The organism is Kluyvera sp., assembly GCF_047971185.1.
Classification (GTDB): Bacteria; Pseudomonadota; Gammaproteobacteria; order Enterobacterales; family Enterobacteriaceae; genus Kluyvera.
This window is the reverse complement of the sequence record NZ_JBKDZH010000013.1, coordinates 15,787-42,242: the sequence shown is the minus strand read 5'-3', so window position 1 is coordinate 42,242 and position 26,456 is coordinate 15,787. Positions and strand designations below refer to the sequence as shown.

At 51.0% G+C, this 26,456-nt stretch carries 22 protein-coding genes; 18 read left to right on the top strand and 4 right to left on the bottom strand.

Annotated features, from left to right (window positions below; all coding sequences use genetic code 11):
- Positions 1 to 55 precede the first annotated feature (55 nt).
- The 6 genes from prfC to ACK5JN_RS02400 all read left to right on the top strand — a co-directional run bounded on the left by prfC (position 56) and on the right by ACK5JN_RS02400 (position 6,316).
- Entirely contained in the window at positions 56 to 1,645 is a 1,590-nt protein-coding gene (gene prfC, locus ACK5JN_RS02425) for a peptide chain release factor 3 (protein ID WP_416868693.1), read from the top strand.
- 399 nt (positions 1,646 to 2,044) lie between these two features.
- Positions 2,045 to 2,641: a molecular chaperone OsmY gene (gene osmY, locus ACK5JN_RS02420; protein ID WP_416868692.1), complete on the top strand. Its 597-nt coding sequence runs from the start codon at positions 2,045 to 2,047 to the stop codon at positions 2,639 to 2,641.
- 128 nt (positions 2,642 to 2,769) lie between these two features.
- Positions 2,770 to 2,931, top strand: coding sequence for a DUF1328 domain-containing protein (locus ACK5JN_RS02415; protein WP_416868691.1), 162 nt, complete (start codon positions 2,770 to 2,772; stop codon positions 2,929 to 2,931).
- A gap of 122 nt (positions 2,932 to 3,053) precedes the next feature.
- Positions 3,054 to 4,115, top strand: a complete 1,062-nt coding sequence (locus ACK5JN_RS02410) for a patatin-like phospholipase family protein (RefSeq protein ID WP_416868690.1) — start codon at positions 3,054 to 3,056, stop codon at positions 4,113 to 4,115.
- A complete protein-coding gene (locus ACK5JN_RS02405) occupies positions 4,112 to 4,891 on the top strand; it encodes a TatD family hydrolase (protein ID WP_416868689.1) in 780 nt (259 codons plus the stop codon). Before ACK5JN_RS02410 ends, ACK5JN_RS02405 begins: the two co-directional genes overlap by 4 nt.
- A gap of 147 nt (positions 4,892 to 5,038) precedes the next feature.
- Complete coding sequence (locus tag ACK5JN_RS02400) at positions 5,039 to 6,316, top strand: NupC/NupG family nucleoside CNT transporter (protein ID WP_416868688.1); 1,278 nt, start codon at positions 5,039 to 5,041, stop codon at positions 6,314 to 6,316.
- On the opposite strand, the gene ACK5JN_RS02395 is transcribed toward ACK5JN_RS02400, so the two are convergent.
- Positions 6,311 to 7,174, bottom strand: coding sequence for a YjjW family glycine radical enzyme activase (locus ACK5JN_RS02395; protein ID WP_416868687.1), 864 nt, complete (start codon positions 7,172 to 7,174; stop codon positions 6,311 to 6,313). The genes ACK5JN_RS02400 and ACK5JN_RS02395 overlap by 6 nt on opposite strands.
- On the bottom strand, positions 7,146 to 8,696 hold the full coding sequence (locus ACK5JN_RS02390; protein ID WP_416868686.1) for a YjjI family glycine radical enzyme: 1,551 nt from the start codon (positions 8,694 to 8,696) through the stop codon (positions 7,146 to 7,148). Before ACK5JN_RS02390 ends, ACK5JN_RS02395 begins: the two co-directional genes overlap by 29 nt.
- Before the next feature lie 258 nt (positions 8,697 to 8,954).
- On the opposite strand from ACK5JN_RS02390, the gene deoC reads away from it, so the two are divergent.
- The 5 genes from deoC to ACK5JN_RS02365 all read left to right on the top strand — a co-directional run bounded on the left by deoC (position 8,955) and on the right by ACK5JN_RS02365 (position 13,952).
- Complete coding sequence (deoC, locus tag ACK5JN_RS02385) at positions 8,955 to 9,734, top strand: deoxyribose-phosphate aldolase (RefSeq protein ID WP_416868685.1); 780 nt, start codon at positions 8,955 to 8,957, stop codon at positions 9,732 to 9,734.
- Between the two features lie 137 nt (positions 9,735 to 9,871).
- A complete protein-coding gene (gene deoA / locus ACK5JN_RS02380; RefSeq protein ID WP_416868684.1) occupies positions 9,872 to 11,194 on the top strand; it encodes a thymidine phosphorylase in 1,323 nt (440 codons plus the stop codon).
- A gap of 52 nt (positions 11,195 to 11,246) precedes the next feature.
- A complete protein-coding gene (deoB, locus tag ACK5JN_RS02375) occupies positions 11,247 to 12,470 on the top strand; it encodes a phosphopentomutase (protein ID WP_416868683.1) in 1,224 nt (407 codons plus the stop codon).
- A gap of 58 nt (positions 12,471 to 12,528) precedes the next feature.
- Entirely contained in the window at positions 12,529 to 13,248 is a 720-nt protein-coding gene (gene deoD, locus ACK5JN_RS02370) for a purine-nucleoside phosphorylase (protein WP_416868682.1), read from the top strand.
- A 212-nt stretch (positions 13,249 to 13,460) separates the two neighbouring features.
- Positions 13,461 to 13,952 (top strand): REP-associated tyrosine transposase, encoded by a 492-nt coding sequence (locus tag ACK5JN_RS02365; RefSeq protein ID WP_416868681.1) that lies wholly within the window; start codon positions 13,461 to 13,463, stop codon positions 13,950 to 13,952.
- A gap of 84 nt (positions 13,953 to 14,036) precedes the next feature.
- Here ACK5JN_RS02365 and lplA read toward each other — a convergent pair whose 3' ends face one another.
- Positions 14,037 to 15,053, bottom strand: coding sequence for a lipoate--protein ligase LplA (gene lplA, locus ACK5JN_RS02360; RefSeq protein WP_416868680.1), 1,017 nt, complete (start codon positions 15,051 to 15,053; stop codon positions 14,037 to 14,039).
- 18 nt (positions 15,054 to 15,071) lie between these two features.
- A complete protein-coding gene (locus ACK5JN_RS02355; RefSeq protein WP_416868679.1) occupies positions 15,072 to 15,734 on the bottom strand; it encodes a YtjB family periplasmic protein in 663 nt (220 codons plus the stop codon).
- Positions 15,735 to 15,838: 104 nt separating this feature from the next.
- On the opposite strand from ACK5JN_RS02355, the gene serB reads away from it, so the two are divergent.
- The 7 genes from serB (at position 15,839) to ACK5JN_RS02320 (ending at position 26,451) form a co-directional block, all read left to right on the top strand.
- Positions 15,839 to 16,810, top strand: coding sequence for a phosphoserine phosphatase (serB, locus tag ACK5JN_RS02350; RefSeq protein WP_416868678.1), 972 nt, complete (start codon positions 15,839 to 15,841; stop codon positions 16,808 to 16,810).
- Positions 16,811 to 16,820: 10 nt separating this feature from the next.
- On the top strand, positions 16,821 to 18,203 hold the full coding sequence (gene radA / locus ACK5JN_RS02345; RefSeq protein ID WP_416868677.1) for a DNA repair protein RadA: 1,383 nt from the start codon (positions 16,821 to 16,823) through the stop codon (positions 18,201 to 18,203).
- A 107-nt stretch (positions 18,204 to 18,310) separates the two neighbouring features.
- Positions 18,311 to 19,537 (top strand): multifunctional transcriptional regulator/nicotinamide-nucleotide adenylyltransferase/ribosylnicotinamide kinase NadR, encoded by a 1,227-nt coding sequence (nadR, locus tag ACK5JN_RS02340; protein ID WP_416868676.1) that lies wholly within the window; start codon positions 18,311 to 18,313, stop codon positions 19,535 to 19,537.
- Between the two features lie 468 nt (positions 19,538 to 20,005).
- The gene (locus ACK5JN_RS02335; protein ID WP_416868715.1) at positions 20,006 to 20,782 is read left to right on the top strand and encodes an ABC transporter permease; all 777 of its coding nucleotides are present in this window, start codon (positions 20,006 to 20,008) and stop codon (positions 20,780 to 20,782) included.
- A complete protein-coding gene (locus ACK5JN_RS02330) occupies positions 20,779 to 21,450 on the top strand; it encodes an ABC transporter ATP-binding protein (RefSeq protein ID WP_416868675.1) in 672 nt (223 codons plus the stop codon). Before ACK5JN_RS02335 ends, ACK5JN_RS02330 begins: the two co-directional genes overlap by 4 nt.
- A 42-nt stretch (positions 21,451 to 21,492) precedes the next feature.
- Positions 21,493 to 22,584: a stealth family protein gene (locus tag ACK5JN_RS02325; RefSeq protein ID WP_416868714.1), complete on the top strand. Its 1,092-nt coding sequence runs from the start codon at positions 21,493 to 21,495 to the stop codon at positions 22,582 to 22,584.
- A 30-nt stretch (positions 22,585 to 22,614) separates the two neighbouring features.
- Positions 22,615 to 26,451: a CDP-glycerol glycerophosphotransferase family protein gene (locus tag ACK5JN_RS02320; RefSeq protein WP_416868674.1), complete on the top strand. Its 3,837-nt coding sequence runs from the start codon at positions 22,615 to 22,617 to the stop codon at positions 26,449 to 26,451.
- The last annotated feature ends 5 nt before the right edge of the window (positions 26,452 to 26,456 follow it).

Genomic DNA, 26,456 nt, shown 5'->3' with positions numbered 1-26,456 from the left:
TTTTTCGTATTCAACATGCGCGGCGCGTCGTCGCGTTTACTAAGAAGATTGAATTATGACGTTGTCTCCTTTTTTGCAGGAGGTGGCCAAGCGCCGCACTTTTGCCATTATTTCTCACCCGGATGCCGGTAAAACGACGATCACTGAAAAGGTCCTGTTATTCGGACAGGCTATTCAGACCGCCGGTACGGTAAAAGGCCGTGGCTCCAGCCAGCATGCGAAATCCGACTGGATGGAGATGGAAAAGCAGCGTGGTATCTCCATTACCACGTCGGTGATGCAGTTCCCGTACCGCGATAGCCTGGTGAACCTGCTGGACACCCCGGGGCACGAAGACTTCTCCGAGGATACCTACCGTACGCTGACGGCGGTGGACTGCTGTCTGATGGTTATTGATGCCGCAAAAGGCGTTGAGGATCGTACCCGCAAGCTGATGGAAGTTACCCGTCTGCGCGATACGCCGATCCTGACCTTTATGAACAAACTCGACCGCGACATCCGCGATCCGATGGAAGTGCTGGATGAAGTCGAGCGCGAGCTGAAAATCGGTTGCGCGCCGATCACCTGGCCAATTGGCTGCGGCAAGCTGTTCAAGGGCGTTTACCATCTCTACAAAGATGAAACCTATCTGTATCAGACCGGCCAGGGCCACACCATCCAGGAAGTGCGCATTGTTAAAGGGCTGAACAGCCCTGAGCTGGACGCGGCGGTGGGTGAAGAGTTGGCCCAACAGCTGCGCGACGAGCTGGAGCTGGTGCAGGGCGCGTCGAACGAGTTCGATAAAGAGCTGTTCCTCGCGGGCGAAATCACCCCGGTCTTCTTCGGTACCGCGCTGGGTAACTTCGGCGTTGACCATATGCTCGACGGTTTAGTGGAGTGGGCGCCAGCGCCGATGCCGCGTAAAACCGACACCCGTCTGGTGGAAGCGCAGGATGAAAAATTCTCCGGCTTCGTGTTTAAAATTCAGGCCAACATGGACCCGAAACACCGCGACCGCGTAGCGTTTATGCGCGTGGTGTCGGGGAAATATGAAAAGGGCATGAAGCTGCGCCAGGTGCGTATTGGTAAAGACGTGGTCATCTCCGACGCGCTGACCTTTATGGCCGGTGACCGTTCGCACGTGGAAGAAGCCTATCCGGGCGACATCATCGGTCTGCACAACCACGGCACTATCCAGATTGGCGATACCTTTACGCAGGGCGAAATGATGAAGTTCACCGGTATCCCGAACTTCGCGCCGGAACTGTTCCGTCGTATTCGCCTGAAAGATCCGCTGAAGCAGAAGCAACTGCTGAAAGGGCTGGTACAGCTGTCGGAAGAGGGCGCGGTGCAGGTGTTCCGTCCGATCGCCAACAACGACCTGATCGTTGGCGCCGTCGGCGTGCTGCAGTTCGACGTGGTGGTTGCGCGTCTGAAAAGCGAATACAACGTTGAAGCGATTTACGAATCGGTGAACGTCGCCACCGCCCGCTGGGTGGAAGGCAAAGACGTGAAGAAATTCGAAGAGTTTAAGCGTAAAAACGAAGTGCAGCTGGCGCTGGACGGCGGCGATAACCTGACCTATATCGCCCCAACGATGGTGAACCTGAACCTGACTCAGGAACGTTATCCTGACGTTGAGTTCCGCAAAACTCGCGAGCACTAATATTCCCTCCAGGGCACGGCTCCCGCCGCGCCCTGACACTTTTCCTTCCTTTTTAGCCGGTTAAGGAAAGTTCTTAATTCCTCCCCTTTTTCCACTAACTGTCTATTTTTTGCGCAACGAAGCGGGCGATATCAAAATTGTGATCTATATTTAACAAAGCGATGACATTTGTGTCGGCTTTAAATTCTGATGGTCACTCGCTTGATAGTGCTTAAAGCTGATACTTATTCATATCGCAATATTAATAACTGGATAAGGACGCCATTTCACGGTGATTGATGATCCCGCTGTGTTGAGGGTAACCGTGATATTACGTGGTCAGGGGCTTCGTTCCCTATTCAGCAATGCAACCTGCGTGTTGCACATGCTCAAATTGCGGGCAAAACATACAGGAATATATTGACGATGAAAAAACTGACGATCTCTAAAACGCTGCTTGCCGTGATGCTGACTTCTGCTGTCGCCACCGGTTCCGTCTACGCTGAAACGTCTACGATGGATAAGGCGCAGGCGAGTGCGGAAAATACAGGGAATAAAGTGGGTAACTTTATGGATGACAGCACCATCACGGCAAAAGTTAAAGCTGCCCTGCTGGATAACGACAGCATCAAGAGCACCGATATCTCGGTGAAAACCGACAAAAAAGTGGTGACGCTGAGCGGCTTTGTACAAAGCCAGGCGCAGGCCGAAGCGGCCGTCGCGGCGGCGAAAAAGGTTGAGGGCGTCACCTCTGTCAGCGACAAGCTTCACGTCCGTGACAGCAAAGAAAGTTCGATGAAAGGCTATGCCGGCGATGCGGCAACCACCAGCGAAGTGAAAGCGAAGCTGCTGGCTGATGACATCGTACCGTCGCGCAACGTAAAAGTTGAGACAACTGATGGCGTTGTACAGCTGTCGGGTACCGTGGAATCTCAGGCGCAAAGCGATCGTGCTGAAAGCATCGCCAAAGCGGTTGACGGCGTGAAAAGCGTCAAAAACGATCTGAAAACGCAGTAATAAGTGGTCATTTTGTCTCCTGATATTTGGCAGGAGACAAAATGTGCACCACACTAAAAAAAGTACCGATGAGTGGCCTGGACGCTCATAGCAAGCGGTCGACATTAACTATGGTAAAGGAGAAGCTTATGTTACGTTGGGGCATTATATTTCTGGTTATCGCGTTAATTGCCGCCGCATTAGGATTTGGTGGACTGGCAGGTACGGCTGCATGGGCAGCGAAAGTCGTGTTCGTTGTGGGGATTATCATCTTCCTGGTGAGCCTGTTTACCGGGCGTAAACGGCCCTAGAGCACCACGCGCAAAGTAGCATGCACGCAAAGCCAGTCCAGAGGACTGGCTTTATTAGTTTTAGCCGACGTGAATTTAGGCTACTTTGTCAGTCTGAGGAATAACAAAACAGGTAGGCAGAGGTGGGGCAGCGTATACCCGTCACGCTTGGCAATATTGCGCCATTATCACTAAGACGTTTCACTCCTGGTCGCATGGCGCTGGTCTGCGAGGGGGGGGGGCAGCGCGGTATCTTCACGGCCGGGGTGCTTGACGAGTTTATGCGGGCACAGTTCAACCCCTTCGATCTCTACTATGGTAGCTCGGCGGGGGCGCAAAATATTTCCGCCTATCTGTGTAACCAGCCGGGGTACGGGCGCAAAGTCATTATGCGCTATACCACCCGGCGGGAGTTTTTCGACCCGGTACGTTTTGTCCGCGGCGGCAATCTGATCGATCTCGACTGGCTGGTCGGCTCTACCGCAGGGCAAATGCCGCTCGCAATGGACACGGCCGAGCGCCTGTTTGAGCGGGGGAAATCCTTTTATATCTGTGCCTGCCGCAGCGATGACTATACGCCCAGCTACTTCTCACCCACCCGACAGAACTGGCTCGATATTATTCGCGCGTCCAGCGCCATTCCGGGCTTTTATCGCCCCGGCGTCGCGCTGGATGGCATCAGCTACCTTGATGGCGGCGTGAGCGATGCGATCCCGGTTCGCGAGGCGGCAAAGCAGGGGGCAAAAACGCTGGTGGTGATCCGTACCGTGCCGTCGCAAATGTATTACACGCCGCAATGGTTTAAGCGCATGGAGCGCTGGCTGGGGGAAAGCAGCCTGCAGCCGCTGGTGAATCTGGTGCAGCATCATGAAACCAGCTATTCCGAAATTCAGAAGTTCATTGAGAACCCGCCGGGGAATCTGCGTATTTTTGAAATTTACCCGCCGAAACCGTTGCTGAGCATGGCGCTGGGCAGCCGCATTCCGGCGCTGCGGCAGGATTACAAAACAGGGCGCCTGTGCGGCCGCTATTTTCTGGCGACTATTGGCAAACTGTTAGCGGAAAAGCCGCCGATCGCCCGCCATCTCTCGCTCGACGCGGGCGTTATTCCCGCGCAACCGGCTGCCAACGATATCCCTGCGGCGGCGATGAACGCCGCGCCGCCGGTCAACGATACGCTGTTTAATGATAAGGATCTGGCGTGAACGGCAGCTTCATTGATACCCATTGCCATTTTGATTTTCCGCCGTTTACCGGTGATGAAGCGGCCAGTATTCAACGGGCGGCGGCGGCCGGAATCGACAAAATCATTATCCCCTCCACCGAAGCTGACAATTTTTCCCGCGTGCTGGCGCTGGCCGAACGGTTTCCAGCGCTGTATGCCGCGATTGGGCTGCATCCGATTGTGGTGGAGCGCCATACCGATGACAGCCTGGCGCAGCTGGAGGCTGAACTCGCGCGCAAGCCGCCCAAATTGGTTGCGGTGGGGGAGATTGGCCTCGATCTCTACCGGGAGAACCCGCTGTTTGAGCGTCAGGAGTACCTGCTGGACGCGCAGCTGCGGCTGGCCAAACGTTACGATCTGCCGGTGATCCTCCATTCGCGACGTACGCACGATAAGCTGGCGCTGCATCTGAAACGGCACTGCCTGCCGAGAACCGGCGTGGTGCACGGCTTTGCCGGCAGCCTGCAGCAGGCGGAGCGCTTTGTGCAGTTAGGCTATAAGATTGGCGTCGGCGGTACGATTTCATACCCGCGAGCCAGCAAGACGCGCGATGTCATGGCGCGGCTGCCGCTGTCGGCGCTGGTGCTGGAAACTGACGCGCCGGACATGCCGCTCAATGGCTATCAGGGGCAGCCCAATCGCCCTGAGCGCATTGCCGAGGTGTTCACCCACCTGTGTTCGCTGCGCCCGGAGTCACCGGAGCAGATAGCCCACGCCATTCACCAGAATACCCGCGCGCTCTTTCCCGGCTTGTAGGGTGACTTAGATCTCATTATCAGTTTTTCGTCTGTTACCGTTTCGTAAAACTTGTGATTTAGAACAAAAAAGATAATTACGGAACGTTATAATCGGCCCCGCTGGTTTGCCGCACTATTTATATTTTTCAATACACAGGGACTCTGTATGCAAATCCTCATGGGACTTATCGGCATGGTGGTGCTGCTCGCCATTGCCTTACTTCTATCGAGTAACCGTAAAGCAATTAATCTCCGCACCGTGCTGGGCGCCTGGCTTTTGCAGGTGGGTATCGGTGCATTAATCCTCTATGTTCCTGCCGGGCGCACGGTACTGTTGGCAATGTCTGAAGGCGTGGCTAACGTTATCGCATACGGCAACGAAGGGATCGGCTTCCTGTTCGGCGGCCTGGTCTCCGATAAGATGTTCGAAGTGTTCGGCGGCGGCGGCTTCGTCTTTGCGCTGCGCGTTCTGCCGGTTATCGTCTTCTTCTCCTCGCTGATTGCCGTTCTTTACTATCTCGGCATTATGCAGTTTGTCATTCGTATTCTCGGGGGCGGTCTGCGTAAGGTGCTCAAAACCTCGCGTACCGAATCGCTTTCTGCGACCGCTAACATCTTCGTCGGTCAGACCGAAGCACCGCTGGTGGTGCGTCCGTACATTGCCACGATGACGCGTTCTGAGCTGTTCGCCGTGATGTGCGGCGGCCTGGCATCGGTAGCCGGTTCGGTGCTGGCGGGCTATGCGCAGATGGGCGTGCCGCTGGAATACCTGATTGCCGCGTCGTTCATGGCGGCGCCGGGCGGCTTGCTGTTCGCGAAAATCATCGTGCCGGAAACGGAAACGCCGCACGACTCGCCGACGCTGGAAAAAGACACCAAAGATCCGGAAGCGCCGGCGAACGTGCTGGATGCTGCGGCATCGGGCGCGGCCTCCGGTATGCAGCTGGCGCTGAACGTGGGCGCGATGCTGCTGGCGTTTATCGCGCTGATTGCGCTGCTGAACGGCATTCTGTCCGGCGTGGGCGGCTGGTTCAACTATCCGGAGCTGTCGCTGCAGCTGATCCTCGGCTGGGTGTTCTCACCGCTGGCGTGGGTGATTGGCGTACCGTGGAGCGAAGCAACGGTAGCCGGCTCGTTTATCGGCCAGAAGCTAATCATCAACGAATTCGTGGCCTACATGAACTTTGGTGAATATCTGAAGGCGGATGCGGAAGTGGCGGCGGCAGGGCTGCAGGTGATTTCCAGCCACACCAAGGCGATTATCTCCTTCGCGCTGTGCGGCTTTGCTAACCTCTCGTCGATCGCAATTCTGATCGGCGGTCTGGGCGGTATGGCGCCAAATCGTCGCCAGGAAATCGCTCAGCTCGGCCTGAAAGCGGTGGCTGCCGGGACGCTCTCTAACCTGATGAGCGCCACGATTGCCGGCGTGTTCCTCGCCCTATAAGTACAGCGCCGGGGGAATAATTCGCGTTATTCCTCCGGCCCGTAGCGCCTGGCTTAAGGCTTCAATATCCTGCGGCCCGGCGCTACGCCACGTTTTTGCCTCACCATAAACCCCATGCGCATGAAAGGCGTTCAGACGAACGGCCACGTCTCCCAGCCCGGCGATAAAGGCGCATAGCGCCGCCGCTTCTTGTTGATAGTCCGTCTGCTCGGGGATCGCCAACAGCCGCAGTTCCGCCAGCATACCGTGCGCCGCCAGCCATTGGATGCTGTGCTTAATCCGCACGTTGCTTCGGCCGGTCAGCGCCCGATGGCAAGCATCATCCCATGCTTTTAAATCGACCATGACGCCGTCGCACAGCGGGCGTAGCCGTTCCCAGCCGCTGATGGATAGCTCGCCGTTGCTGTCGACCAGCCGGGTCAGGTGCTCTAGCCCCGGCGTGGCCTGCATCTGCATAAACAGCTCGCACACGAAAGGCAGTTGGGTAGTCGCTTCACCGCCGCTAACGGTGATGCCTTCAATAAACGGCGCCACCTTGCGGATGTGGGCAATCACCTGCTCGACGCTCATCGACTGCGCCATCGGCGTGGCCTGCTGCGGACACAGGTGCAGACAGGTATCGCACTGCTGGCAAACATCGGCCTGCCACACCACGCGGCCGCCTTCAAGGCTGAGCGCCTGATGCGGGCACTGCGGCACGCATTCGCCGCAGTCGTTGCAGCGCCCCATGGTCCACGGATTGTGGCAGTTTTTACAGCGCAGGTTGCAGCCCTGCAGGAACAGGGCCAGGCGGCTGCCCGGCCCGTCGACGCAGGAGAACGGGATAATCTTACTGACTAAAGCGCATCTGCTGTTCATGGCTCACGACACGAGGTTGACGTTCCAGAATACGGGTATTACGCGCGGCTTCTTCACCGAGCCAGGTGGTATTGGTGCGTGAGCCTACCGCGCGATATTTTTCCAGATCCGACAGGCGCACCATATAGCCGGTAACGCGCACCAGATCGTTACCGCTGACGTTGGCGCTGAATTCGCGCATCCCGACCTTGAACGCGCCGAGGCACAGCTGCATCACCGCCTGCGGGTTACGTTTCACCGTCTCATCGAGCGTCAGGATGTCGCTGATCCCGGCGGCGTAATAGGCGTGGTGCGGCGCAACGGTTAACAGATGGCTGATGGGGTCCGGCTCGTCGCCGTACGGCAGACGCGCGCCCGGAGTGGTGCCGGTATCGGAGCTGATGCCCGACTGCGCGTGCAGCAGCGCGCGCTGCTGCCAGCCGTACTGCACCGGCGTTTGCGCGACAAACTCGGCCAGCGCGGCGCTGATGCGCCAGGCAAGCTGATTGGCCTGCTCATCTTTGCCGTAACGCCCGGCAATGCCGTCGCGTTCACAAAGGATATTGACCGCTTCCGCCAGCGAGTAGATCCCGAACATCGGCAAAAAACGGTCCGGGCTAATCAGCCCTTCGCTGACCAGGAAGCTATTCTCAAAGAAGTGAGACTGTTCGTACAGGAAGCGGCAGCGGGCATCGATGATATCGATTTGCAGTTGGCAGTAGCGTGGCAGGACGCGGCTGAAGAAATCATCAATAGAGTCGCTGCGCTGGGCCACCTGCTGCAAATTCATGCGCACCAGCGTGCTGCCGCCGCCGGCAACCGGCAGAGAGTTGTAGCAACTTACGATGCCATACTGGCCTTTTGTGAAAATTTTATCATTTACCGGGCCGTTGGCGATATGCGGTTTGCTGCACTCGCAAATATTCTGTGCCACCTGTAACAGCAGATCGTCAGGCGTGATTTGCTGATCGTAGATAAAGGTCAGATTCGGTGCGATCTGCTTTAATTCGGCGTCGGCGCGTAAAATAGCGCGGGTCACCGGCGTGTCGTGCGGGCCGATATTGACGTGGGTGAAGGCATCCGGCAGCGTGCGATCGAGATAGCGCCAGAAACGTTTTATTCGAATATCGATTTCATCTTGTGTTAGAATTCTAACATATGGTGACAGCAGCGCATCAAGATGACCCAGATAGACCGGCATCGCCGTGACGGAGGGCACGTGGTGGTACAGGATGGTCAGCAGCGACAGCGCGTCGTCCAGATCCTGCGCGCCTTCCAGCTCCAGCCACTCAGAGCCGTTAGCGAGAAAACGTTCGTAGTCTGGCAGGACATAGCGCGGCTTGTACGGCGCGTGCCCTTCGAACATATCGCAGATAACGCCCTCGGCCAGCGCGGCTTGCGCCTCCTCTGATAACTCAGGGTACGGCAGGGCGTTTTCGGCTTCTAAGGCCAGAAAATGGCGTTTTTGTTCGGGGGATAACACGGAGCTTGTCACAATTTGCTGGCAGTGTTGCAGCAGTGATGAATCTTGCGAAGTAGGCATGTTCAGTTCCTCAGACGAGCGATGCGCGAAGTGTATGAGAAACGCTGAGCGGATCTTTTGATCCGAGCGGTCGAAGTGGCGCTTTATGGATCTTCTTTGAAGGAAAAATTTGATGAAGATCCCGTTGTTGTTATGCAAATTTGTACGAAGTTTTCACTAAGTGTGATGAAAGTCGAAGTGTGAGCGCGGGGCGGTGTTACAATAATCACAGACCCGCAAGGTAACGATTTAAACGGCAATGCGCCGTTGGAGAGCAAAATGACTGATTTAAAGGCAAGCAGCCTGCGTGCACTGCAACTGATGGACTTAACCACCCTGAACGAAGATGACACCGATGCGAAAGTGATCGCCCTGTGCCATCAGGCGAAAACCCCGGTGGGCAACACTGCCGCTGTCTGCATCTATCCGCGTTTCATCCCGATTGCGCGTAAAACGCTGAAAGAGCAGGGCACGCCTGACATCCGCATCGCTACCGTCACCAACTTCCCGCACGGTAACGACGATATCGATATCGCGCTGGCGGAAACCCGTGCGGCGATTGCCTACGGCGCTGACGAAGTGGACGTCGTATTCCCGTACCGCGCGCTGATCGCCGGTAATGAGCAGGTTGGTTTCGATCTGGTGAAAGCCTGTAAAGACGCCTGTGCGGCGGCTAACGTGCTGCTGAAAGTGATCATCGAAACCGGCGAACTGAAAGAAGAAGCGCTGATTCGTAAAGCGTCTGAAATCTCCATCAAGGCCGGTGCGGATTTCATTAAAACCTCTACCGGTAAAGTACCGGTGAATGCCACCCCGGAAAGCGCGCGCATCATGATGGAAGTGATCCGTGATATGGGCGTGGAAAAAACCGTGGGCTTCAAGCCGGCGGGCGGCGTGCGCAGCGCCGAAGACGCGCAGCTGTTCCTGTCTATCGCTGATGAACTGTTCGGCGCCGACTGGGCTGATTCCCGTCACTACCGCTTCGGCGCTTCCTCTCTGCTGGCCAGCCTGCTGAAGGCGCTGGGCCACGGCGACGGTAAGAGCGCAAGCAGCTATTAATGCATTATCGTAGCCCGGACGAGGCGCATGCGCGCCGACTCCGGGATCTCCCCGGCGGCGCTACGCTTGGCCGGGCTACAGGAACGTAGCGCGGGCGCAAGCTCGCTGCATTTAACCTGATTCATCAGGAGGGTACCTTGTTTCTCGCTCAAGAAATTATTCGCAAAAAACGTGATGGCCTGGCGCTGAGTGATGAAGAAATTCGTTTCTTTATCAACGGAATTCGCGACAACACTATCTCTGAAGGGCAGATTGCCGCGCTGGCGATGACCATTTTCTTCCATGATATGAGCATGCCGGAGCGTGTCTCGCTGACCATGGCGATGCGGGATTCAGGCACCGTCCTCGACTGGAAGAGCCTCAACCTCAACGGCCCGATCGTCGATAAGCACTCTACCGGCGGCGTGGGCGACGTGACCTCGCTGATGCTTGGCCCGATGGTGGCGGCCTGCGGCGGCTACATTCCGATGATCTCCGGGCGCGGCCTCGGCCATACCGGCGGTACGCTCGACAAACTGGAAGCCATTCCGGGCTTCGACATCTTCCCGGACGACAATCGCTTCCGCGAAATTATTAAAGACGTGGGTGTGGCGATTATTGGGCAGACCAGCTCGCTCGCACCGGCGGACAAACGTTTTTATGCCACCCGCGACATTACCGCGACGGTGGACTCCATCCCGCTGATCACCGCCTCTATTCTCGCCAAAAAGCTGGCGGAGGGCCTGGATGCGCTGGTGATGGATGTGAAGGTAGGCTGCGGCGCGTTTATGCCGACCTACGAACTCTCTGCGGCGCTGGCGGAAGCGATCGTTGGCGTTTCCAACGGCGCGGGCGTGAAAACCACCGCGCTGCTGACCGACATGAACCAGGTGCTGGCCTCCAGCGCCGGTAACGCGGTGGAAGTACGTGAAGCCGTGCAGTTCCTGACCGGCGAATATCGCAACCCGCGTCTGTTCGACGTCACCATGGCGTTGTGCGTGGAGATGCTGATCTCCGGCAAGCTGGCGAAAGACGACGCCGAGGCGCGCGCTAAACTGCAGGTGGTGCTGGATAACGGCAAAGCGGCGGAGATCTTTGGCCGCATGGTCGCGGCGCAGAAAGGCCCGACCGATTTCGTGGAAAACTATGCCAAATATCTGCCGACCGCGATGCTCAGCAAAGCTGTCTATGCTGATACTGAAGGCTTCGTCAGCGCGATGGATACCCGCGCGCTGGGGATGGCGGTCGTGTCGATGGGCGGCGGCCGTCGTCAGGCATCGGACACCATTGATTACAGCGTCGGCTTTACCGACATGGCCCGTCTGGGCGACAGCATCGACGGGCAGCGCCCGCTGGTGGTGATTCACGCGAAAGATGAATCAAGCTGGCAGGAAGCGGCGAAAGCCGTCAAAGCGGCAATTAAACTGGACGATAAAGCCCCAGAAATTACACCGACAGTCTATCGTCGTATCACTGAATAGCGATATACTGATCTGATCGCTTTTTTGCAGCGCAAGATGTATGGAGAACAAGATGAAACGTGCATTTATTATGGTGCTGGACTCCTTTGGGATTGGTGCAACGGAAGACGCTGACCGCTTTGGCGACGTTGGCGCGGATACCATGGGACACATTGCTGAAGCCTGCGCCAAAGGCGAGGCTGACCACGGCCGTAAGGGCCCGCTGAACTTACCGAACCTGACCCGCCTGGGCCTGGTGAAAGCGCATGAAGGCTCTACCGGTAAAATTGCCGCCGGTATGGACGGCAACGCGGAAGTGGTTGGCGCATACGCCTGGGCGCATGAGCTCTCTTCCGGTAAAGATACGCCGTCAGGCCACTGGGAAATCGCCGGCGTGCCGGTACTGTTTGACTGGGGCTATTTCAGCGACCACGAAAACAGCTTCCCGCAGGAACTACTGGATAAACTGGTTAAGCGTGCCAACCTGCCGGGCTACCTCGGTAACTGCCACTCTTCCGGTACGGTGATTCTGGATCAGCTCGGCGAAGAGCATATGAAAACCGGCAAGCCGATTTTCTACACCTCTGCCGACTCCGTGTTCCAGATTGCCTGCCACGAAGAGACTTTTGGCCTGGATCAACTCTACGAGCTGTGCGAAATCGCCCGTGAAGAGCGGACCGAAGGCGGCTACACCATTGGCCGCGTCATCGCGCGTCCGTTCGTCGGCGACAAAGCCGGTAACTTCCAGCGTACCGGCAACCGTCACGACCTGGCCGTTGAGCCGCCAGCGCCGACCGTGTTGCAGAAGCTGGTGGACGAGAAAAACGGCCACGTGGTTTCCGTCGGTAAAATCGCGGATATCTACGCTAACTGCGGCATCACCAAAAAAGTGAAAGCCACCGGCCTGGCCGCGCTGTTCGACGCCACCATCAAAGAGATGAAAGAAGCGGGTGATGAGACCATTGTCTTCACTAACTTCGTGGACTTCGACTCTTCCTGGGGCCACCGCCGCGATATCGCCGGCTATGCCGCCGGTCTGGAACTGTTCGACCGCCGTCTGCCGGAGCTGATGGAGCTAGTGGGTGAAGATGATATTCTGATCCTTACCGCCGACCATGGCTGCGACCCGAGCTGGAGCGGTACCGACCATACCCGTGAGCACATTCCGGTGCTGGTTTACGGCCCGAAAGTCAAACCGGGCTCGCTGGGCCACCGTGAAACCTTCGCGGATATCGGCCAGACGCTGGCGACCTACTTTGGTACGTCGCCAATGGAATACGGCAAAAACATGCTGTGAGTATTTGGGCGGGAGGATTTCCCGCCCTTCGTCTATTTAAAAAATAAAGGATATTACGATGGCTACCCCACATATTAACGCTGAAATGGGCGATTTCGCTGATGTTGTGCTGATGCCGGGCGACCCGCTGCGCGCTAAGCACATTGCTGAGACTTTCCTCGAAGATGTCCGTGAAGTGAACAACGTTCGCGGCATGTTAGGTTTCACCGGCACCAATAAACGCCGCAAAATGTCCGTGATGGGCCACGGTATGGGCATCCCGTCCTGCTCCATCTACACCAAAGAGCTGATCACCGATTTCGGCGTGAAGAAAATCATTCGCGTCGGCTCCTGCGGCGCGGTACGTGCTGATGTGAAACTGCGTGACGTGGTTATCGGCATGGGTGCCTGCACCGACTCCAAAGTGAACCGTATTCGTTTCAAAGACCATGATTTCTCTGCCATTGCCGATTTCGACATGGTGCGTAACGCCGTTGACGCGGCCAAAGCGCTGGGCGTAGACGCGCGCGTGGGCAACCTGTTCTCCGCCGACCTGTTCTACTCCCCGGACGGTGAAATGTTCGACGTGATGGAAAAATACGGCATCCTGGGCGTGGAAATGGAAGCGGCGGGCATCTACGGCGTGGCGGCGGAGTTTGGTGCCAAAGCGCTGACTATCTGCACCGTGTCCGACCATATCCGTACCCACGAGCAGACGACTGCCGCTGAGCGTCAGACGACCTTCAACGATATGATCAAAATCGCGCTGGAATCTGTGCTGCTGGGCGATAAAGAATAAGACCGTGTTGTGCCCGGTGGCGCTTTGCTTACCGGGCCTACAACAGCTTGCGATTGTTACCGGACCGACGATCTGTTGTAGGCCGGATGAGGCGTAGCCGCCATCCGGCAATCTGCTATCTATACTGCGAGCCTCATTCCCAAATTCCCCTCTCCGCATTGCCTTTTGCTATTAACCAGTTATGTTTGGATTTTGTTTAAGAAATGAACAAAATGTCGAACTATCGTCGTTATTACATCAACGGTGGAACCTGGTTTTTCACGGTTAATCTGAAAAATCGGAAAAGTGATTTACTTGTCCGCCAGATTGCGGAATTACGCTCTGCTATTCGCCGAGTGAAAAATACGAAGCCTTTTCACATCGATGCTTTTGTCGTGCTGCCTGAGCATTTGCATTGCATATGGACGCTTCCTGAGAACGACTGTGATTTTTCATCTCGCTGGCGGGAGCTTAAAAAGTTGTTTACCAAATCGATAATGCGCCATGAAGTGTGGCAGCCACGATTCTGGGAGCACGCGATTCGCGATGATGAAGATTATCGCCGCCATAAAAATTACATCTACATTAACCCCGTGAAGCACGGATGGGTAACTCGGGTGCAGGATTGGCCGTTTTCGACCTTTCATCGCGATGTTCGCAATGGGGTTTACCCGCTTAATTGGGCGGGGGATGTGAGGACTCTTGACGCTGGTGAGCGGCGGTAATGCCGGATGGCGCTTCGCTTATCCGACCTACATTGGGTGCTTTCTGTAGGCCGGATAAGGCGTAGCCGCCATCCGGCAATTCTCTTAGCGTACCGCTCCTGCTACCCAATTCGCCAGCTCCCGCAGCTCATTCTCCTGTTCCGGAAACTCAGCAACTAGCGATTCGCAGGTCTGCTCCAGCACGTCCGCCCGGTACTGACAGCCGTGCAGTCGCTCGGCCAGCGCTTCCAGCGGCGTGGGGTTAAGGCTGTCGGTAAACACCTGTGCGCGGGTAATCACGCCTTTTTCGACGTCGAAATGCAGCTCTACACCGCCCCAGGTAAAGCGCTCATCCAGCAGATGGCTGAATGCAGGAGCCTGACCGAAATTCCACTCCCAGCTGCTTTGACGGGCAAAGGTTTCGGCGAAATTGGGCAGATCCGGCGCTTTATCCGGCGAAATAATTTCCGCATCGACGCGCTCACCGTAGTGGCGGAAAAACGCCTCGGTGACGGCTTCGCAAATCTGTTCGTGGGTGATATCCGGCAGCAGCTCGACGAGGTTGGCTACGCGCCCGCGCACGGAGGTGATGCCTTTTGCCTGGAGCTTTTTCTTATCCGGATTCAGATAGTTCGCCAGACGGCTGAGATCGGCGTTCAGCAGCAGCGTGCCGTGGTGGAATCCGCGATCTTTGGTTTCGCGATAGGCCGAGCCGGAGACTTTACGATCGCCTTCGTCGGTTTTAACGATCAGATCGTTACGCCCGGAGGCCTCGGCCGAAATACCCAGTGAATTGAGCGCCTCAAGCACGATAGCGGTAGAGATCGTTTTATCGTATTCCGGTTTCCCCGCCATAAAGGTAAAGCAGGTGTTGCCCAGATCGTGGAACACCGCGCCGCCGCCGCTGCTGCGACGGGCCAGGCGGACGTTATCTTCTTCCATGCGCCGGGTATTGCACTCTTTCCACGGGTTTTGCGCGCGGCCAATGACCACCGTGTCCGCGTTGCGCCACAGGAACAGTACCCGCTGGGTGGCGGGCATCTGGCGAAAAATACACTCCTCAACGGCGAGGTTAAACCACGGGTCGTGGGAGTCCGAAAGCAGCAGGCGCAGCGTTGTCATGGCGATTTCCTTTTCTGATTAATCTTTATCTTCGTCTTGCACCGGTTTGTTCGCGGTGAGCAGGAACGGCGACTGCTGCCAGCGGGTGCGTTTACCGCGCAGCAGCGTGCGGGCCAGCACCACGCCAATGGCCAGCGACAGCAGCAGCATCAGGCGTAAAATATTGGTGGTGTTATCCACCTGACGGGATTCGGTGGCGATGGTGTGCGTGTCGAGGGTCAGGCGCACATAGCCGAGCGGGCCATTTTTCCCCTGAATAGGTTCAACAATCTGCTGGTTGAAGTAGCTACCGGCCTTTTTACCGTCCAGCGCCAGACGGTCACGCAGCTCAACCTGCTCACCGGCACGGGCGATCAGGCTGCCCTGCTCACCGGCACGGGCGATCAGGCTGCCCTGCTCATCGTAGACGCCCGCGTCCAGAATGCGACTTTTGGCGGTGAGCTGCTTCAGCAACTGACCGATCTTTTTCTCGTCCGGCGTTTCGGCTCTCATCATCGGCGCGAGATTGAGCGAGACCTGATACGCCAGCGTTCTCGCGAGATCTTCAAGCTGAGGATTGCGTTGTTTCTGGCTTTGCTGGCTGAACCAGGAGGCCCCCTGCATCAGCGCGACGAGCAGTGCGAGACAGATCAGCACAATCACCGTGCGATGCAGTCGAAATTTCAGTTTTGCGCGAACCATATTCCACCTTTGAAAATTTACGACTTAATGTTGCCAGAAGCGTTGGTTACAGGGTAGCCTCATGCGTTATTTTCCTGGGCTTAATAAAGAAGATTGGAGCTGTAATGCCAAACAGTTTGACCTGGTGCGACCTGCCTGAAGATGTCTCCTTGTGGCCTGGGTTGCCGCTTTCGCTCAGCGGCGATGAAGTGATGCCGCTGGATTACCACGCCGGCCGTAGCGGCTGGCTGCTGTATGGACGCGGCCTGAATAAAGAACGTGTCACAACCTATCAGCGCAAGCTGGGGGCGGCCATGGTGATTGTGGCGGCCTGGTGCGTGGAAGACTATCAGGTCATTCGTCTGGCGGGTTCGTTAACGCCGCGGGCGACGCGTCTGGCGCACGATGCCGGGCTGGACGTCGCGCCGCTGGGGAAAATTCCGCACCTGCGCACGCCGGGGCTGCTGGTGATGGACATGGACTCCACGGCTATTCAGATTGAGTGCATTGATGAAATCGCCAAACTGGCGGGCACCGGCGAACTGGTGTCTGAAGTGACCGAGCGCGCGATGCGCGGCGAACTGGACTTTAGCGCCAGCCTGCGCCAGCGCGTCGCTACGTTGAAGGACGCGGATGCCGATATTCTGCGCCAGGTGCGCGAAACGCTGCCGCTGATGCCGGGGCTAACCCAGCTGGTGCTGAAGCTGGAAACGCTGGGCTGGAAGGTGGCGATCGCCTCCGGCGGCTTCACCTTCTTTGCGGAATACCTGCGCGACAAGCTGCGCCTGACCGCGGCGGTGGCGAACGAGCTGGGGATCCGCGATGGCAAGCTGACCGGTGAAGTGGTTGGCGACATCGTCGACGCGCAGTACAAAGCGAAAACGCTGCTGCAGCTGGCTGAAAAATATGAAATTCCGCATGCGCAAACCGTGGCTATCGGCGACGGCGCCAATGACCTGCCGATGATCAAAAAAGCCGGTCTGGGGATTGCGTATCATGCCAAACCGAAAGTGAATGAACAGACGGAAGTCACTATCCGTCATGCCGATTTGATGGGGGTGTTCTGCATCCTCTCCGGCAGCATGAATCAGAAATAAAGAGGTTAACGTGGCGAAAGCTCCTAAACGCGCATTTGTTTGTAATGAGTGCGGTGCGGACTACCCGCGCTGGCAGGGGCAATGCAGCGCCTGTCACGCGTGGAATACCATCACCGAGGTGCGCGTAGCGGCTTCCCCCACGGTCGCGCGTAATGAGCGCCTGAGCGGCTACGCCGGTAACGCTGGCGTGGCGAAGGTGCAGAAACTGTCGGATATCAGCCTGGAAGAGCTGCCGCGCTTCTCGACCGGCTTTAAAGAGTTCGACCGGGTGCTGGGCGGCGGCGTGGTGCCGGGCAGCGCGATCCTGATTGGCGGTAACCCGGGGGCGGGGAAATCGACGCTGCTGCTGCAAACGCTGTGCAAGCTGGCCGAGCAAATGAAAACGCTGTACGTCACCGGTGAAGAGTCGCTACAGCAGGTGGCCATGCGCGCGCACCGTCTCGGTCTGCCGACCGCCAACCTGAATATGCTCTCTGAAACCAGCATCGAGCAGATTTGCCAGATTGCGGATGAAGAGCAGCCGAAGCTGATGGTGATCGACTCCATCCAGGTGATGCACATGGCGGATATCCAGTCGTCGCCGGGCAGCGTGGCGCAGGTGCGCGAAACCGCAGCCTATCTGACGCGCTTTGCCAAAACGCGCGGCGTGGCGATTGTGATGGTCGGCCACGTCACCAAAGACGGCTCGCTGGCGGGGCCAAAGGTGCTGGAACACTGTATCGACTGTTCGGTGCTGCTTGATGGCGATGCCGACTCGCGTTTTCGTACGCTGCGCAGCCATAAAAACCGCTTCGGCGCGGTGAATGAGCTGGGCGTGTTCGCCATGACCGAGCAGGGGCTGCGCGAAGTCAGCAACCCTTCCGCTATTTTCCTGAGCCGCGGCGACGAAGTGACGTCCGGTAGCTCGGTGATGGTGGTGTGGGAAGGCACGCGGCCGCTGCTGGTGGAGATTCAGGCGCTGGTGGATCACTCCATGATGGGCAACCCGCGGCGCGTGGCCGTTGGCCTGGAGCAGAACCGCCTGGCGATTCTGCTTGCCGTTCTGCACCGCCACGGCGGTCTACAGATGGCGGATCAGGATGTGTTTGTCAACGTCGTCGGCGGCGTGAAGGTGACCGAAACCAGCGCCGACCTTGCGCTGCTGCTGGCGATGGTCTCCAGCCTGCGCGACCGTCCGTTACCGCAGGATCTGGTGGTGTTTGGCGAAGTGGGCCTGGCCGGTGAAATTCGTCCGGTGCCTAGCGGGCAGGAGCGTATTTCAGAAGCGGCGAAGCACGGCTTCCGTCGGGCTATCGTCCCGGCCGCCAACGTGCCGAAAAAAGTGCCGGAAGGGATGAAGGTCTTTGGGGTGAAAAAGCTCTCTGACGCGCTAAACGTTTTTGACGATCTATAATGTCTATCCCGGCCATGCCGGCTTCTTTCCCCGGATAGTACCGTGAGTGCATCCGGGTTTTTTGTATAATGGGTAGATGATTTACCCCCATTCAGCAGGAGGCTCTTGTGTCGTCGTTCGACTATCTCAAAACCGCAATCCGTCAGAAAGGCTGTACGTTGCAGCAGGTCGCAGACGCTAGCGGCATGACCAAGGGCTATTTAAGCCAGCTTCTGAACGCCAAAATTAAAAGCCCCAGCGCACAAAAACTGGAGGCGCTGCACCGTTTTCTTGGCCTTGAGTTTCCGCGCCAGCAGAAGAATATCGGCGTAGTCTTCGGTAAATTTTATCCGCTGCACACCGGCCATATTTATCTGATTCAGCGCGCCTGTAGCCAGGTGGACGAGCTGCACATCATTATGGGCTATGACGACACGCGTGACCGCGCGCTGTTTGAGGATAGCGCGATGTCGCAGCAGCCGACCGTCTCAGACCGCCTGCGCTGGCTGCTACAGACCTTTAAATACCAGAAGAACATCCGCATTCATGCTTTCAATGAAGAGGGCATGGAGCCTTACCCGCACGGCTGGGACGTGTGGAGCGCGGGGATGAAGACCTTTATGGAAGAGAAGGGGATACAGCCTAACTGGATCTACACCTCCGAAGAGTCGGACGCGCCGCAGTATCTGGAGCATCTGGGCATTGAAACGGTGCTGGTCGACCCGAAGCGTACGTTTATGAACATCAGCGGCGCGCAGATCCGCGAAAACCCGTTCCGCTACTGGGATTATATTCCCACGGAAGTGAAGCCGTTCTTCGTGCGTACGGTGGCGATTCTTGGCGGTGAGTCCAGCGGTAAATCGACGCTGGTGAACAAGCTGGCCAATATCTTCAACACTACCAGTGCGTGGGAATATGGCCGCGATTACGTCTTCTCACATCTGGGCGGCGATGAGATGGCGCTGCAATATTCCGACTACGACAAAATTGCTCTCGGCCACGCGCAGTACATCGATTTCGCGGTGAAATACGCTAACAAGGTGGCCTTTATTGATACTGACTTTGTCAGCACTCAGGCTTTCTGTAAGAAGTATGAAGGGCGTGAGCACCCGTTTGTGCAGGCGCTGATTGATGAATATCGCTTTGACCTGGTGATTCTGCTGGAGAACAACACGCCGTGGGTTGCGGACGGCCTGCGCAGCCTGGGAAGCTCGGTTGACCGTAAAGAGTTCCAGACGCTGCTGGTCACGCTGCTTGAGAAGAACAATATTGAGTTTGTGCACGTTGAGGAAGCGGACTACGACTCACGGTTCCTGCGATGCGTAGAGTTGGTCAGGGAGCTGATGGGGGACTGACCGGAGAAGGGCTTTTCAAAGAAAAGCCCTTTATATGTAATATCAATGTCTATGCTTTAATTTGAATTATATCTTTTATTACTATATTTAATTCATTGCGTATTCATTACTTAGATGTTTTAAGTAAATGATTAGGTGCTAAATATTTTTATAATTTATCCATCCTAGTAAAATCCTATCAAATGTGATTTATTTTAAAATGTAATTTTAATTTAATTAAATCACATGGGCTACGAAATAATTTGATATTGAGTACAATACAGCAGGGCACTCATGCCTTCTGAAATGTTCAATGGAGTGATATTTCGGGTCTCTTCAATAGCTGAAATATATAATGCAAGTATTTAATATATTTGTATCTCACCGGTTTAACATTTCCAAACAATATAATTCCAACATCTTTTAGCGCATTGGTAGCTGTAAGCCACGGGCGGTAGCATGTCAAGATTAAAACCATCAATTTGTATAATGACAAGAAGTGGGTTTGAGGTTCAAAAAGCCGTTATCAAAGCCCTATTTATGCGGGAGATTAGAACTCGTTTCGGAAAATATCGTTTAGGTTACCTTTGGGCAATCCTGGAGCCTGCATCTCATCTTGTTATTTTATTAACAATATTTGGCTATATAATGAAAAAGACAATGCCAGATATATCATTTCCAGTTTTTATATTGAATGGGTTAATACCATACTTCATTTTTACAAATATAAGTAATAGATCAATAAAAGCCATTGATGCAAATGCTGGATTATTTAATTATAAACCCGTTAAACCGATAGATACGATCTTTGCACGAGCAATACTTGAAAGTTTTATTTATGCATCAGTCTATATCATTTTGATGGCGATGGTTGGTTTGCTCGGTGAAGAGTATGCAGTTAATCAGTTAATAAATCTTGTCATGGCGTGGTTCTTTCTTATTATTTTTGCATGTGGCATCGGTACTATTTTTATGGTTATAGGTAAAACAATCAAAGAAACGGAAAAATTCTTACCTATTATGCTCAAACCACTTTACTTTATTTCATGTATTATGTTTCCTCTGCACTCGATTCCGGAAGATTACAGGAAATATATTCTTATAAATCCTATAGTACATGCAGTTGAGATAAGCAGGGATTCCGTTGTTGCTGGATACTCAAGTGATGGTGTCAGTATGGGGTATCTGGCATTTAGTTCTTTACTTATATTTGTTATAGGTATTGCGTTGTATAAAACTCAGGAAGAGGCAATGCTAACATCATGATAAGAATTGAAGGGTTAACCAAGAGTTACAAAACTCCTTATGGCCGGAAGTACGTATTCAAAGATGTAAACTTAGAGTTGCCTGAAAATAAAAGTGTGGCATTGGTCGGTAGGAATGGAGCCGGCAAGTCGACGTTACTAAGAATTATTGGTGGTATAGACAAACCAGATCAAGGCCGGATTGTTACTAGTAAAAGAATATCCTGGCCAGTTGGCTTATCGGGAGGATTCCAGGGAAGTCTTTCTGGGCGTGATAATGTTAAATTTGTAGCCAGGGTCTATGCTAAGAATGAGAATGTATCTGAGGTGATTGATTTCGTGGAACAATTCTCAGAATTAGGTAAGTACTTTGATATGCCAATAAATACGTATTCTTCAGGTATGCGCTCAAGACTCGGCTTCGGTTTAAGTATGGCTTTTAAATTTGACTATTATTTAGTTGATGAAGTTACTGCTGTAGGAGATGCGAGATTTAAACAAAAGTGCGCTGAGCTTTTTAAAAGCAGGGGGAATGAATCCAATATATTAATGGTGTCACACAGTTTTCATTCTTTGGTTGAACATTGTGATGTTGCATTATTTCTGGATCGTCAGAATAGAATAACTTATTTTGATACTGTCATCGATGCTATAAAAAAATATAGGTTCGAAGAGTTTGGTATAGCTTAGTTATGTCAAATTGTTCGTATTAAATATGATGAAGGTGTCATGATGAGAAAAATAATAAAGCTTATAAAAACCCCCGGCCTTTTTTTTCGTGATTATTTGAATAAAAAATATCCTATAATCAGAAATGAAATAGCATGTCCGCTTTATGATGAAAAGGTTCTTATTAAGCATGATATGTTCCTTGAAAATAAACTCCCTACAGAATTCCCAATTGATGTTGTATATACATGGGTAGACAATAATGATAAAAAATGGCAAGAAAAATTTAACAATTTTAATTTAAACAATTCAGTTGAAGTAGGACGACATGCAACTGATAAGGCTCGCTTTGATAATCACAATGAAATTTATTATTCAATTAAGAGTGTCCTTATCAACATGCCCTGGGTTAGGAATATTTTTATTGTAACTGACAATCAGGTTCCTGATGTTCTTTTCTTATCAAGTAAAATTAAAGTTGTCGATCATCAGGATATTATTGATAATACATTTCTCCCTACGTTTAATTCACATGTTATTGAGGCTCATCTACATAACATTAGAGATTTGTCAGAACATTTTATATATTTTAATGATGATGTTTTTGTCGCTAGGCCACTTATGGCATCTCATTTTTTCAGGAGTAATGGGATTGCCTCGATTTTTTTATCCGCAAAAGATTTGAATGAGCTTAAAAAAAGAGGTGTTGATACACCGACGCTTTCTGCATCGATAAGTTCCCGAGCTCTGCTTAATTCTGATTATGATGTTTCGATTGGTGGTCCCTTCGTTCATACATACATACCTTTAAGGAAAACTATATTTTGTATGGCTTGGGAATATTATGCCGATGAAATTATTAAGTTTTTAGATAATCGATTCAGGACAAATAATGATCTGAATCTTGCTACATTTCTTGTTCCATGGTTAGCATATATAAAAGGTCAGGCTGTTCCTGCGAGGGATATTTGCTATTATTTTAATATTAGGTCAAATGCAGCCACTGATAATTACCGAACATTAGGAAGTGCGTTAATTAACGAAGCGCAACCCCATTCGTTTTGCGCTAACGATTTTCATACAGAGAGGGAAGCTATTAAGAATTACAAAGGTCTATTAATAACAGCGTTAGATAATTATTTCAAAGAAAGTTAATGTATTTATAACTAATGGAACTAGTAACGTATGAATAAGAAACTAAAGAAGTTGATAAGAGATCCAAAACTTTTTTTTAATGATATGCTTTCTAAGAGAAAAATATCTGTACAAAAGAAAACCATAACAGAAACTACTCTCGAACCCAGCAGAAAAAAAAACGTTCAACCGAAAACTAGATATACATATGAAGTTGTTGTGGTTATTAATGATAAAGTATCAGAGCTGAATAGATGTATCTCTTCTATATATGAGCAACAAAATTTAGATTTTGAACATATCAATATAACCATACTTGATCTTGGCGTCACGGATGAACAGAAAGAATACCTAATCTCTCTAGGTGAAAGTGTGAAGATATTCTCTGCTAATGATCAATTATCATATTTATCCTTTACATCATCACTGCAACACAACTATACGCTATTCTTGTGGGGCGATGATTTTCTTGATATGAATTTCATCCACTCTACGGATAAATTTTTATTGTCAGATCCGAAGAAAGTTCGACGTGGCTCTATTATTTGTTCTTCTGTCTTGAAAGCAAATTCAAATAGCGAAGTCGGGCGTAACTATAACCCAATAACTGCATTACATTCCAAGTTGCCAGCGGATAATGTTTTGCCTGCACAAATGGCTGTCGAATCTATCTATGGTTGTTTATTCCCATCAGGGGTTCTAAAGGCCATATTGCGCAAGCAGGGTGGGTTCTATTGCTTAAAATTTGATGGAATAGGGCTGTTTTTTGATATTTTTAGAAGTCTTCCAGATACAAGACGATTAACTATTTCAGCGAAATCTAAATATTTAGTACATGAAGATAATGTATCACATCCCTTTAAAGAAAACCTTTGGGATGAATCTGTACTATTTACAGAGTATTTTGTATTGCTTTGCAATAAATTTCATACAAATCTTTCCGGTGCAAAAAAATGGCAGGAGTTATTACGGCGTTCTTTCTTCCATTTTTTATTGAAATATATAAAGAAAGGGCTTGCTAATCAATCATTGCTTGATAATATTTCGAGTGATGAAAAAGAATTTTTTCTTGATTCACTCAGGAGTTCATTAACGCTAATTGGTGTTAATACTATCAATAAATTCAATATAGCATGCGCGGAACAATTTAAAGTCGGCTGCCTCAACTTTATTGGTAAAGAACGGATTAGTAGTACAGTTGATATTCTCCAGTATGATGTTAATAAAGATATGTTTATGCTTCGATATTATACATCATCATTAGTAACAGAATACTTTATGCTTAAAAGCACGGATGTTATCCCCGTTGTAGATAAAAACATATCGCATAATTTATTCGGTCAGGTCTTCTTTTTTGAACGGGTTGTCTGGCTCAATACTTGCAAGGAAACAATCTCTAGCCCACTTTCGATTAGGTTAGATAATAAAACTATAAAAATACGTGGGTTAGATAAAAAAGTAGTTAATACTATCTCACCTATCGCGATTAAAAAACAACATAATAGCCTTAAACCTAAGTTTAAGAATGTTGCCTCATATCGTGATGCATGGATCTTTATGGATCGTGACAATCAGGCTGATGACAATGCTGAACATTTATATCGATATGTCAAAAATACGCGACCTGATATCCCTGCGTGGTTCGTGCTCCAGCGAGAGTCTCATGATTGGAAAAGATTAAGTGAGGAGGGGTTTAATCTACTTGCTTTTGGCGAACCGGAACATGAAAAAGCATTAGAGTCATGCTCACGAGTCATTAGTTCACATGCGGCACAGTTTGCAACGGATTACTTCAAAGACAAACGTATGACCTGGAAAAAATTTATTTTTCTCCAGCATGGTGTCATACACAATGATCAGTCTGCATTGTTTAAACCCGACTGGAAGAAATTTGATCTATTCGTAACGTCAGCCATCGATGAATATAAATCAATTGTTGATGATATGAGTTCTTATAAATTCACAGCAAAAGAAGCGGTCCTTACTGGATTGCCAAGACATGATGCATTAATTAACTCTGACATTGAAGCAGAGAAAATGATTTTGGTTATGCCTACGTGGCGCCCATCCTTGTTAGGGAAGGTTATCTCAGGAACGGAGAGAGAGTTACTTCCTGACTTCGTCCAAAGTGAGTATGCCAGAGCATGGTATGACTTTCTCTCTAATGAAGCACTGAAAGTTGCTGCTGAACGTGAAGGATATAAGATTGTCTTTTTCCCTCATGCCAATATCCAACCATATTTAGAACAATATATTTTACCTGAACACGTGACAGTATTAAGCCATTCCAGCGGTAGTATTCAGGAATTATTCCTGCGAGCCAGTATCATGGTTACAGACTATTCATCCGTTGCTTTTGAAATGGCATATCTCAACAAGCCTGTATGTTATTATCAGTTTGATGAAGATGCTTTCTTTAATAAGGGACATTATAATAAGGGGTATTTTAGCTATCGTGATAACGGATTTGGTCCTGTTTATAACGATGAAAACGAGGTTGTAGATTTTGTTATTGATACAATACACAATAATTGTGTAATGCAACCTTATTATGCTGAGAAAGCTAATTGTTTCTTCCCTTATCGTGATGGCCGATGCTGTGAACGGACTGTAGCTGCTATTGAGTCTCTTGACAATAAAGAACTTGATAATGTTATTTTCGAAAATGCTAGCATAACTACAGGGAAGGTCAAAACCGCTGAATGGGCAATGAAGGCCTATGACGTTGGAAATATTATCCTTGCTAATAAAAGATACTCTTCCATTTTTACGATAAAAAATGACGAAGAGCTTTTTAATGACACAGATGCTAAGTATATTTATAATTATATAGATATACTGCTGCATCTCGGTTATTTAGATAAAGCTAAAGTGATTATGGAGTTAACGATAAACCTATCTAATGAAGAGTTGGCTAAGTTAAACTCAAAAGCTAATTTGATCAGCTGTATTTTAATGGAGTCTGGTAACGTTTTACCGTTGACGGATGAATATGATACGGAAGTTTTTTATTATAATAAGTTATTTGCTGTAGATCATTCCTTTGATGTAAATAAACCTGATATTGCTTTAAGAGAATGTGATGAGTCGTTTCTTGAACTTTATAATGAAAAAGCAATGTATGCTGCAAAGTATTTGTCAGAAAATGTCGAGCTTTTTAACTTCAATACGTTAAGTGTAACTGTTTTAAGATATCGAATTTTTGAGCTAAACGGACGATATGAATATATTGTTCAAAATTATCTCAAGTTATCTATGATGGATAAACAAAACATCCTGATAAAATGTATCTATTTACGTGCTCTATATAAGTTAAATAAATGGGGCATGATTTTGAAATTCATTGGCGCATCTTCTATTCTGCAGGGAAGGACGTGTATTCCTTTATTTGCCTCATGTTATTTTTTCGGAATGAGAGGAGCACGTAAAAAGATTAATAACATTGAAGACTTTTCTTTTTTATATTTACATCCAACATCATTAAGTGATACCTATAAATTAGATGTTTTAAAATATCTTTTATATATTGAATGCGATTTGCCTAAATCAAAATTTTTTATTGATGAATGCTTCGGATTTATTCCTGTCAGGATAATAGAAGACTTTGCATATAAATTATGTACTAATAATTTTTCTGATGAGTCATATTCATATTTCAAAAAAGTGAATATGGCTGAATTGTCAATAAAGAGCCTTACTCTGTTTGGTGAGTTAGCTATGTCATATGGTGAATATGACATGGCAGTAGCTTGCTTCCAGCAAGCTTGCCTCTCCAGATTGCCCATCGTTGATTATGGTCTTAAAAAACGGCTTGCGGTAGCAAGAGTTTGGGCTAATGAAGAAACTAAACTACTTATTCGGATGTCCTTAGGCGAAACCGATAACTAATATTT

Excerpts from the sequence above, each read along its gene's own strand:
- prfC (WP_416868693.1), top strand. The coding sequence starts at position 56 with ATGACGTTGTCTCCTTTTTTGCAGGAGGTGGCCAAGCGCCGCACTTTT.
- ACK5JN_RS02390 (WP_416868686.1), bottom strand. The coding sequence starts at position 8,696 with ATGCCTACTTCGCAAGATTCATCACTGCTGCAACACTGCCAGCAAATT.
- ACK5JN_RS02400 (WP_416868688.1), top strand. The coding sequence starts at position 5,039 with ATGCAAATCCTCATGGGACTTATCGGCATGGTGGTGCTGCTCGCCATT.
- deoB (WP_416868683.1), top strand. The coding sequence starts at position 11,247 with ATGAAACGTGCATTTATTATGGTGCTGGACTCCTTTGGGATTGGTGCA.
- ACK5JN_RS02415 (WP_416868691.1), top strand. The coding sequence starts at position 2,770 with ATGTTACGTTGGGGCATTATATTTCTGGTTATCGCGTTAATTGCCGCC.
- ACK5JN_RS02330 (WP_416868675.1), top strand. The coding sequence starts at position 20,779 with ATGATAAGAATTGAAGGGTTAACCAAGAGTTACAAAACTCCTTATGGC.
- lplA (WP_416868680.1), bottom strand. The coding sequence starts at position 15,053 with ATGACAACGCTGCGCCTGCTGCTTTCGGACTCCCACGACCCGTGGTTT.
- ACK5JN_RS02395 (WP_416868687.1), bottom strand. The coding sequence starts at position 7,174 with ATGAACAGCAGATGCGCTTTAGTCAGTAAGATTATCCCGTTCTCCTGC.
- ACK5JN_RS02355 (WP_416868679.1), bottom strand. The coding sequence starts at position 15,734 with ATGGTTCGCGCAAAACTGAAATTTCGACTGCATCGCACGGTGATTGTG.
- deoC (WP_416868685.1), top strand. The coding sequence starts at position 8,955 with ATGACTGATTTAAAGGCAAGCAGCCTGCGTGCACTGCAACTGATGGAC.
- ACK5JN_RS02325 (WP_416868714.1), top strand. The coding sequence starts at position 21,493 with ATGAGAAAAATAATAAAGCTTATAAAAACCCCCGGCCTTTTTTTTCGT.
- ACK5JN_RS02320 (WP_416868674.1), top strand. The coding sequence starts at position 22,615 with ATGAATAAGAAACTAAAGAAGTTGATAAGAGATCCAAAACTTTTTTTT.
- serB (WP_416868678.1), top strand. The coding sequence starts at position 15,839 with ATGCCAAACAGTTTGACCTGGTGCGACCTGCCTGAAGATGTCTCCTTG.
- ACK5JN_RS02365 (WP_416868681.1), top strand. The coding sequence starts at position 13,461 with ATGTCGAACTATCGTCGTTATTACATCAACGGTGGAACCTGGTTTTTC.
- deoD (WP_416868682.1), top strand. The coding sequence starts at position 12,529 with ATGGCTACCCCACATATTAACGCTGAAATGGGCGATTTCGCTGATGTT.
- ACK5JN_RS02335 (WP_416868715.1), top strand. The coding sequence starts at position 20,006 with ATGACAAGAAGTGGGTTTGAGGTTCAAAAAGCCGTTATCAAAGCCCTA.